This window comes from Microcoleus sp. K4-B3 (genome assembly GCF_036704615.1).
GTDB lineage: Bacteria > Cyanobacteriota > Cyanobacteriia > Cyanobacteriales > Microcoleaceae > Microcoleus.
The window spans coordinates 1-4,679 of sequence record NZ_JAUBSF010000177.1; the positions used below are offsets into that span (position 1 = coordinate 1).

Here is a 4,679-nt window from a genome sequence, read left to right on the forward strand (position 1 = left end):
TACTAGGCATTGACTTTTCATAAATATGGTTATATTGTATAATACAATATGCGTTTTAAATGCACAACAGCTTATCCCACATTCCGCACCGAGACTGTCACAATCGGTTTTTTCGGGAGTTGGAGCGAAAATTAAGTTTTTTTTTATACAAAGGTACCGCTGGCTCGTGGCAACGATCGGCAGTTTCAAGCGATCGAATAACCAAAATTCGTAGTGTGCCAGTTGGGGGTGCGGAATGTGGGATGTATGGTGGCAATAATTTACCTGTTCATTAGTTGAGAAATATGGATGGTAAGATCGGGAAAAGCAAGGGGTTCAATGGTGCCAGTTCGGAAAGTATTTCGCTGCTGGTAAAAATCGCCTTCCGGGAAGCGAAACACAATTAATTGTCGATCGCGCAGGTTAACAACCCAATATTCTTGAATTCCGGCTGCTGCATAAATCTTGCTTTTTTCCTCTAAGTCTTTAGTCAAACTGGAATCAGCATATTCAATCAGCCAAAAAATGTTTTCTGGATATGGGTGATGTTCCAGGTAGATATCGTTGAGAGGTTGAACGACGGCAATATCGGGTTCTGGTTCTGAGTTATTTGGCAGAGTAATCGGTCTGGCTTCGCGAATTTGGGCTCTCGTAGATAATGCGACTCGCAATCGGTTGGCAAATCGATCGCTAAAATAAGTATGCGCCGTTCCTTCGGGTACCATTTCGACTATTACTCCATTTAGTAATTCAACTTTGCGATCGTTTAAAATGCCGGCTTCGATCATTTTATGGTAGTGATCTATTGTCCATTTTGCTGTAGTTAATGTCATCGCGATCGCTCCTTGCTTATATCTCACTATGACTTTTTGCTGAATTAACTTATTTTAGGTGATATACTCATGTTCTATCGGATTTTTTACGTTCTTCTAACCACCGCTGAAAAGACTTCTGACTTTCTCCAGACGGTTTACCGAGAATAATATTTTTGATGCTAATGTCTTCGTCAATATCAGGCCAGTAGATTCCATCATTTCCACCAATAAATCGCCAATTATTGCGTTCGTTTGGTGGGCTATGCAATAGCCGAGGATACCAAGCTAAAGGAACAGAAATAGTACGACCATCGGATAGATCGACTGTTAGCGCGTCGTCTGTAACAACTACGTTTTGTGCTTGGGGGATTTCTAGCAACTCAACCATTAAAGAAGTCATTGTTTCAGGATATATGGCAAGATTAAAGGAAAGGGAGGAAAAATGGCAAAAAAAATCTGGATTGTCTACAAAACCGAAAGCATGAGTGCTCCCGGCTGGGAAAAACGTCAGCTTATGCCGAGGGGCGGTCTCACTAATATACTTTGGGAAAATTGGACTTGGGAAGAAAACCCAGAAATTCCTCAAGTAGGGGACAAAACCCGCGATTATGAAAATCTATCTGACCCCGGTAATGGAGTCACCCACGGGAAAGATGGAGATTGGGTAGTTACTCGCGTTCAGCAGTTTTTTGCTTCCGATACTGAGGAGCGAATTGTGGTGTGTTACTGTTCTTACCAACCTGTTACATCGGATTGGGAAGCGCTACAACGGGGTGAGTCTGTCAATCAGATGCTAGCAACTGTCGAATAATATTGACTGGATAATTAGTTCGTAAAAGCGATCGACTATTCCTGCACAATCTCATACAAATCTTCGATCGACAAATCAAAAGTCCTCGCTTTCCTTGTGCAAGGCTGTCACGTCAACTGTTGCTAATCCGGGCGATCGGGCATAGGTTCTGAGCGTGCTGTAGACTACTCCCGATCGCTCTGAAACTTCTTTCAACGTCCAGCCCTTCTCAGCAGCAAACTCTCGAACCCGCAATCTAATTAAGCCCATAAGCTCTTGAGATGTGATTGATATAAGTCATGCGATTGTACTGTAAAAAGCGATCGACTACTCTTTGACGACCTCAACTAAATCTTCCACCATCACGTCAAAAGTACGTGCCAACTTCAGCAGACAAGTAAAATCAACCATTGCCATTCCCGGAGAACGTGAATAGGTGGTGAGTGTGCTGTAAATCACTCCCGATCGCTCAGAAACCTCTTTGATCGTCCAGCCTTTCTCAGCCGCAAATTCTTTAACCCGCAATCTAATTAAACCCATTGACAAAAAACTAGATTTAGTTTTTAATAAAAATATCGTAAAAAGCGATCGCCCCCAGGTCTGGAAAACTAAAAAGCGATCGCCTATCCAAATTCAATCCCTTTACAAAAGTTTGTACTCTTTACAAAGGATTTGCTTAACATCATGTTAACAAAATTTTCGCGAAAATCAACCCCCAGACACAGATTGAGCCGGTTTGTGACGAAAGAGGCGATCGCGCGGCTGCTGAAAATCAAGGTAGAACAAATATATCGCTTCGAGTGCTGGGCGCATATCCTGTACGTGCACGCCAAAGGCATGAGTCGGTTTGTCAGTTATGCCGACTTTCCGCCTGTTTTGGGAGTGGAATCGCCCTCTGGTTTAGATTTTGGTTATTGGAAGCGCCGGATAGCGAGTCAGAAAGAGAGACACGCGCCGGATTTTTGGGTGGATTTCTATGCGGCGAGATTTCAGAAAGCTGTTTGTGTTTCTGAATTGTTGGAGTGGGGGGAATTGGTGGGGGTGATTAAATTGATGTTAAGTGCGATCGCCCTGGAGTCGCTGCGAAAGGTTTACGCACAAGAGAAATCCCTGCTAGAACATTTCTAAGAAGAGTGATCGACTAGAAATAGCAGCCAATAGTCGTAAAATATTGATTGAAAAAAGGTAAAGGAATAAGAACAATGACAACCGAACGCTGGAACGATGAAATGGTGGATGATTTGGCTTCTACTGTAGAGCAAACGACTCGGAATGTCGATATGCTTGTAGGTGCTGTCAATGCTCTTTTAGAAAGAGACTCGCGGCGCGATGAAGAAACGCGGCGACGGGATGAAGAAATGCGGCGGCGGGATGAGGATTTTCAACAGTACAAATTAGAAAATGACCAACGATTTAATACCCTGCTCGAAGAAGTCAGATTTTTAATCAGAAAACTGGGAGAGAATCAAGGATAGACTAGCAAGAAAAATTTTAAATCTATTCTTTTATTCAAAAGTGGCTAATATGTAGCGTGCCTGCGTAAGTCCTGTTTATGTGGCTACAGATACAAGTTGCTTTTTTTAGCAGAGCAAGCTAGACTTTGAGAGATAAAATTTTTTCCATGCGCTTCCCCTCGATCGCAGTTAACCCCATGAGTAACCTTTCAAACATCCCAGGCGGAGGCGATTTACCCGATCGCGCTATCGGAATGTAGGAGAACAAATCCAAGCATTCTTCGATTTTGCAGAAAACAATCCCGATCGCGCTGTTCCTTTCTTCGCCCACATCTGGGAAAATCAAGCATCACTAACCACGCGGGATCTAGCGCTACAAGGTTTGGGCGTGGCTGCAAAACACTATGATGTTGTAGAGAGTTATGAGTGATTTTTCAGGCATCCAACCAGCAGTGGGCGATCGCGGGAATTACAGGCTAAGTCCGCTCAGTCTGCGGTTATGCGTTTGGTGGGGTTCCCGCCGTCGGAGTCGAAGTAGGCTTTGATTGAGTTGGCTGATTATGTTTTTAGTCAACTTTATTAGGTGCGATCGCGCAGTTTTAGGGAAGATAATCAAATTGTGGTTTACATCTTACCTAAAAACTTTTATTTCAATTAGTTGGAGCTATTTATGATGTCTTTTTGGTTCTTATACGACAATCCCGAAAAATCCGAATCCGAAAAGGACAACTTAGACAAGGAAATCAAGTTTTTATTAGATTCAAAAAAATACTCTTGGGATAAAATTTATCTATTTTCTGCTTTTGTTAAAGATGATGGGGTGGAACAAGTAAAAAAGATTCTTGTACACCCTTCTTTAAATGAAAATACGGAAGTTGTGATTGCGCTCGGACAAAAAGATAATTTTAATGACCCTAGTGATATTCAAAAGTTATTGAAATTTATCGACGAAGAATCAACAAAGATTACAACTAAGCCTGTTCGTTTTATATGTCCCAAAAATAACTTTCATATCAAAGCCTATTGTTTTTTAGGCCGTCGTGTTATAGACAATCGTGTTATAGACAATAAAGAAATAGGTTTTTCTATCATAGGGTCATCTAATCTAACTGGGTTCGGTCTTAAATGTGAGGGAGAATTATGTATTAGTATCCACCACTTAAATTTAACAAAAGAATTAATTTATCGTTTGTCAAATAAATATAGTAACTCACTTCAGTGGGATCAAGAAATAATTAGGGAGTATGAAATAAAATATGATGAAAAACACCCTCGTAAAGATCAAGCACTGATAACCAGCACACCACGAGATGGTAAATTCATTGAACTAGGTGTCTTGACTGATAGTGTTCTTCTTGCCCAGGCAACTAATCTCACTAATCATAGTGAGGATATACATTGTTTTCACTCGAATCAAACTATAGATGAAGAGAAAAATGATGTTCCTCAAGGTTCTTTATGCCTCTTATTTTCAACCTTATTTTCAACAGAAAACAATACATTCAGGATTGTTGAAATCATGTCTCACTGTTCCTATCAAGAAAAGACAGAAGGATGTTTTGTAAGATAAGCTGTTTCGCATTTAAATTGTGATAATAGCATTTCCTTTGTTTTTAAGTTTCCGTCCCCATTTGATAACCA

The 4,679-nt window shown here is 41.0% G+C and carries 8 protein-coding genes and 1 pseudogene; 4 read left to right on the top strand and 5 right to left on the bottom strand.

Annotated elements, in window-relative coordinates; all coding sequences use genetic code 11:
- Positions 1–260: 260 nt before the first annotated feature.
- Both QUA78_RS31860 and QUA78_RS31865 read right to left on the bottom strand, forming a co-directional pair.
- The gene (locus QUA78_RS31860; RefSeq protein WP_333399234.1) at positions 261–839 is read right to left on the bottom strand and encodes a Uma2 family endonuclease; all 579 of its coding nucleotides are present in this window, start codon (positions 837–839) and stop codon (positions 261–263) included.
- A 40-nt stretch (positions 840–879) separates the two neighbouring features.
- On the bottom strand, positions 880–1,194 hold the full coding sequence (locus tag QUA78_RS31865; RefSeq protein WP_333306945.1) for a DUF2442 domain-containing protein: 315 nt from the start codon (positions 1,192–1,194) through the stop codon (positions 880–882).
- A 42-nt stretch (positions 1,195–1,236) separates the two neighbouring features.
- Here QUA78_RS31865 and QUA78_RS31870 point away from each other — a divergent pair, with 42 nt between their 5' ends.
- Positions 1,237–1,605, top strand: coding sequence for a hypothetical protein (locus QUA78_RS31870; RefSeq protein ID WP_333127582.1), 369 nt, complete (start codon positions 1,237–1,239; stop codon positions 1,603–1,605).
- A gap of 35 nt (positions 1,606–1,640) precedes the next feature.
- Here the strand turns inward: QUA78_RS31870 and QUA78_RS31875 are convergent.
- Positions 1,641–1,854: pseudogene (locus QUA78_RS31875) on the bottom strand (helix-turn-helix domain-containing protein).
- 57 nt (positions 1,855–1,911) lie between these two features.
- A complete protein-coding gene (locus QUA78_RS31880) occupies positions 1,912–2,124 on the bottom strand; it encodes a helix-turn-helix domain-containing protein (RefSeq protein WP_006631112.1) in 213 nt (70 codons plus the stop codon).
- 144 nt (positions 2,125–2,268) lie between these two features.
- On the opposite strand from QUA78_RS31880, the gene QUA78_RS31885 reads away from it, so the two are divergent.
- Both QUA78_RS31885 and QUA78_RS31890 read left to right on the top strand, forming a co-directional pair.
- Positions 2,269–2,712 carry a hypothetical protein gene (locus tag QUA78_RS31885; RefSeq protein ID WP_333306943.1) on the top strand — a complete coding sequence of 148 codons (444 nt, stop codon included), beginning with the start codon at positions 2,269–2,271 and terminating at the stop codon, positions 2,710–2,712.
- Positions 2,713–2,786: 74 nt separating this feature from the next.
- On the top strand, positions 2,787–3,059 hold the full coding sequence (locus tag QUA78_RS31890; protein WP_333306941.1) for a hypothetical protein: 273 nt from the start codon (positions 2,787–2,789) through the stop codon (positions 3,057–3,059).
- Between the two features lie 118 nt (positions 3,060–3,177).
- Here the strand turns inward: QUA78_RS31890 and QUA78_RS31895 are convergent, their stop codons facing one another.
- Positions 3,178–3,369, bottom strand: coding sequence for a hypothetical protein (locus tag QUA78_RS31895; RefSeq protein WP_333306939.1), 192 nt, complete (start codon positions 3,367–3,369; stop codon positions 3,178–3,180).
- A 339-nt stretch (positions 3,370–3,708) separates the two neighbouring features.
- On the opposite strand from QUA78_RS31895, the gene QUA78_RS31900 reads away from it, so the two are divergent.
- Positions 3,709–4,608: a phospholipase D family protein gene (locus tag QUA78_RS31900; protein ID WP_333306937.1), complete on the top strand. Its 900-nt coding sequence runs from the start codon at positions 3,709–3,711 to the stop codon at positions 4,606–4,608.
- Positions 4,609–4,679 lie beyond the last annotated feature (71 nt).

Excerpts from the sequence above, each read along its gene's own strand:
- QUA78_RS31900 (WP_333306937.1), top strand. The coding sequence starts at position 3,709 with ATGATGTCTTTTTGGTTCTTATACGACAATCCCGAAAAATCCGAATCC.
- QUA78_RS31870 (WP_333127582.1), top strand. The coding sequence starts at position 1,237 with ATGGCAAAAAAAATCTGGATTGTCTACAAAACCGAAAGCATGAGTGCT.
- QUA78_RS31890 (WP_333306941.1), top strand. The coding sequence starts at position 2,787 with ATGACAACCGAACGCTGGAACGATGAAATGGTGGATGATTTGGCTTCT.
- QUA78_RS31880 (WP_006631112.1), bottom strand. The coding sequence starts at position 2,124 with ATGGGTTTAATTAGATTGCGGGTTAAAGAATTTGCGGCTGAGAAAGGC.
- QUA78_RS31865 (WP_333306945.1), bottom strand. The coding sequence starts at position 1,194 with ATGACTTCTTTAATGGTTGAGTTGCTAGAAATCCCCCAAGCACAAAAC.
- QUA78_RS31885 (WP_333306943.1), top strand. The coding sequence starts at position 2,269 with ATGTTAACAAAATTTTCGCGAAAATCAACCCCCAGACACAGATTGAGC.